This window comes from Streptomyces sp. HmicA12, assembly GCF_000373565.1.
Lineage (GTDB): Bacteria > Actinomycetota > Actinomycetes > Streptomycetales > Streptomycetaceae > Streptomyces.
In genome coordinates, this window is record NZ_KB891837.1 from 1 (window position 1) to 2,121 (window position 2,121).

Genomic DNA, 2,121 nt, shown 5'->3' on the forward strand with positions numbered 1-2,121 from the left:
GAAGCACGGCAACATCCCCCTCTAGACCAGGGAGCCCGGATCATGATGATCAAGGTCGTACGAGGAAACCCGACCCCCGAGGAGCTGGCCGCCGCACTGGCGGTGGTCCAGGCCCGGGCCGCGGCGACGTCCGACGCCCCGGCGTCCGCGGCCGAGCGGGACGCGTGGGCGGACCCGTCCCGCATCGCCCGCCACCGGCTGCCCGCGCCGGGCCCGTCCAGCTGGACCCGTTCGTACTGGCCCTCCTGAACTAGTCCGTTCCGCGCGGGGCGCTTGAGTACGCGTACTCAGGCGCCCCGCGCGCGTGCGTCGCAGTATCGATGGCGTGCTGTGGTCAGATCCCGAGGACGAGCCTCCAGAGGAGCTCCGCGAAACGCAGGCGATGCTGCGCCGCGCGAGCTTCGTCCTGGCGTTGGCGATGATCCTGGTGATGTTCGTGCTGGGTGTGCTGTAGGCGGACGGCACGCTCGACGGGGAAGGCTGCGCGCAGCGCATGCCTTCAGGGGCGCGGGGAACTGCGCGACCAGCCCCCACCGGGCCCGCACCCGCCGACGAAACCCCCACCCGGCAGACGCGAGGCCACCACTACCCTGGCCCCCATGACGACCCCCCGCCGCCTCATCCTCGCCTCCCAGTCCCCCGCCCGGCTCGGCCTCCTGAAACAAGCCGGGTTCGCGCCGGAGGTGATCGTCAGCGGCTTCGACGAGGACAAGGTCACCGCCCCCACCCCCGCCGAGCTCGCCCTCGCCCTGGCGGAGGCCAAGGCCTCCGTGGTGGCGGCCCTCCCGGCGGCGCGGGACGCGCTGGTCATCGGCTGCGACTCGGTCCTGGACCTGGACGGCGAGGCGCTCGGCAAGCCCGCCGACGCCGAGGAGGCCACGGCCCGCTGGAAGGCGATGCGCGGCCGGGCCGGGACGCTGCAGACCGGGCACTGCGTGTACGACACGGCGAGCGGCCGGTACGTGTCCGGCACCGCCTCCACCGTCGTCCGGTTCGGTGAGCCGAGCGACGAGGAGATCGCCGCGTACGTCGCGACGGGCGAACCCCTCTACGTCGCGGGCGCGTTCACGCTCGACGGACGCTCGGCGCCCTTCATCGACGGCATCGACGGCGACCACGGCAATGTGATCGGCCTGTCGCTGCCGCTGCTGCGCCGCCTCCTCGCCCAACTGGGCGTCAGCGTCACGGAGTTGTGGGCTCCGGCGAGCTAGGCGGACCGGCCGGCGCGGGCGGCGGGGTGGCGCCGGAGTCACCCCCGGTCCCGTTCTCCCGCCGGTCGTACGCCACCAGCGTCAGCACGACGAGCCCGAGCACGACCATCATCGCGACGAAGGCCGGCCAGCCCACCAGGCCGACGGAGAACGCGCCGAGCAGTCCGTGCACCACGGCCGCGCTGATCAGCAGGATGCGCCCGAACCCGCCCGGCGCCCGGTCGGTGATCGCCGCGCGCACCAGCACGACGGCGCACAGCACCAGATAGAGGCCGAAGATCCCGCCCGCGACCCACGCGCCGATCGACATCGCCCGCGGGTCGAGCCCGGCGAGGGACATGTCCTGGTGGTCGACGACCAGTCCGAGGAACCAGTTCACGAACACGATTCCGAGCGCCTCCGCGAGGAGCACGATCGCCGCCACCCACGCCACCGGCCTGCGCGCCACCGGTCCCACCCACCTTCAGCTACCCGTTACCGGGAGTACGTACGAGACATCGCGAACGCTACTAACGGGTAAACCTCCGGACAAGGGTTCTGCCGAAGGCAAAGAATCGTTGGGCCATTCGTAGGGACTCCACAAAGAAAGCCGACCGGCCGCAGCGCGGTCTCACAGAGACCTAGACCACATCAGAGGGTTAGGGTTCCACCGAGGGATCCCGTGCGGCCAGGCGCGACAAGGGATTTCACGTACCGAGCGGGCCTCGAGTCACACTCCGTGTGGGCAAGCTCACCATTGGGGACGGCTCGTAAGCCCGTGTCGGCTGTCCCTAAACTCGGCTTGTTTCAAGGAGGGAGCCATCGTGCGCAAGGTGCTCATCGCCAATCGTGGCGAAATCGCTGTCCGCGTGGCCCGGGCGTGTCGGGACGCCGGGATCGCGAGCGTTGCCGTCTATGCCGAACCGGACCG

The 2,121-nt window shown here is 71.0% G+C and carries 5 protein-coding genes; 4 read left to right on the forward strand and 1 reads right to left on the reverse strand.

The features are described 5' to 3' along the window. Positions 1 to 42: 42 nt before the first annotated feature. The 3 genes from B072_RS0132965 to B072_RS0132975 all read left to right on the forward strand — a co-directional run bounded on the left by B072_RS0132965 (position 43) and on the right by B072_RS0132975 (position 1,211). The gene (locus B072_RS0132965; RefSeq protein WP_018534243.1) at positions 43 to 249 is read left to right on the forward strand and encodes an acyl-CoA carboxylase subunit epsilon; all 207 of its coding nucleotides are present in this window, start codon (positions 43 to 45) and stop codon (positions 247 to 249) included. 76 nt (positions 250 to 325) lie between these two features. After that, positions 326 to 454 carry a morphogenic membrane protein MmpB gene (mmpB, locus tag B072_RS49700; RefSeq protein ID WP_086020433.1) on the forward strand — a complete coding sequence of 43 codons (129 nt, stop codon included), beginning with the start codon at positions 326 to 328 and terminating at the stop codon, positions 452 to 454. A gap of 145 nt (positions 455 to 599) precedes the next feature. After that, on the forward strand, positions 600 to 1,211 hold the full coding sequence (locus B072_RS0132975) for a nucleoside triphosphate pyrophosphatase (protein ID WP_018534245.1): 612 nt from the start codon (positions 600 to 602) through the stop codon (positions 1,209 to 1,211). On the opposite strand, the gene B072_RS0132980 is transcribed toward B072_RS0132975, so the two are convergent. Then, a complete protein-coding gene (locus tag B072_RS0132980; protein ID WP_026246550.1) occupies positions 1,183 to 1,668 on the reverse strand; it encodes a hypothetical protein in 486 nt (161 codons plus the stop codon). The genes B072_RS0132975 and B072_RS0132980 overlap by 29 nt on opposite strands. A 346-nt stretch (positions 1,669 to 2,014) precedes the next feature. Between B072_RS0132980 and B072_RS47025 the strand changes: the two genes are divergently transcribed. Next, on the forward strand, positions 2,015 to 2,121 hold a 107-nt coding region (locus tag B072_RS47025; protein ID WP_324603837.1), incomplete at its 3' end, for a biotin carboxylase N-terminal domain-containing protein.

Coding starts and splice junctions, on each gene's coding strand:
- B072_RS0132975 (WP_018534245.1), top strand. CDS start 600: ATGACGACCCCCCGCCGCCTCATCCTCGCCTCCCAGTCCCCCGCCCGG.
- B072_RS0132965 (WP_018534243.1), top strand. CDS start 43: ATGATGATCAAGGTCGTACGAGGAAACCCGACCCCCGAGGAGCTGGCC.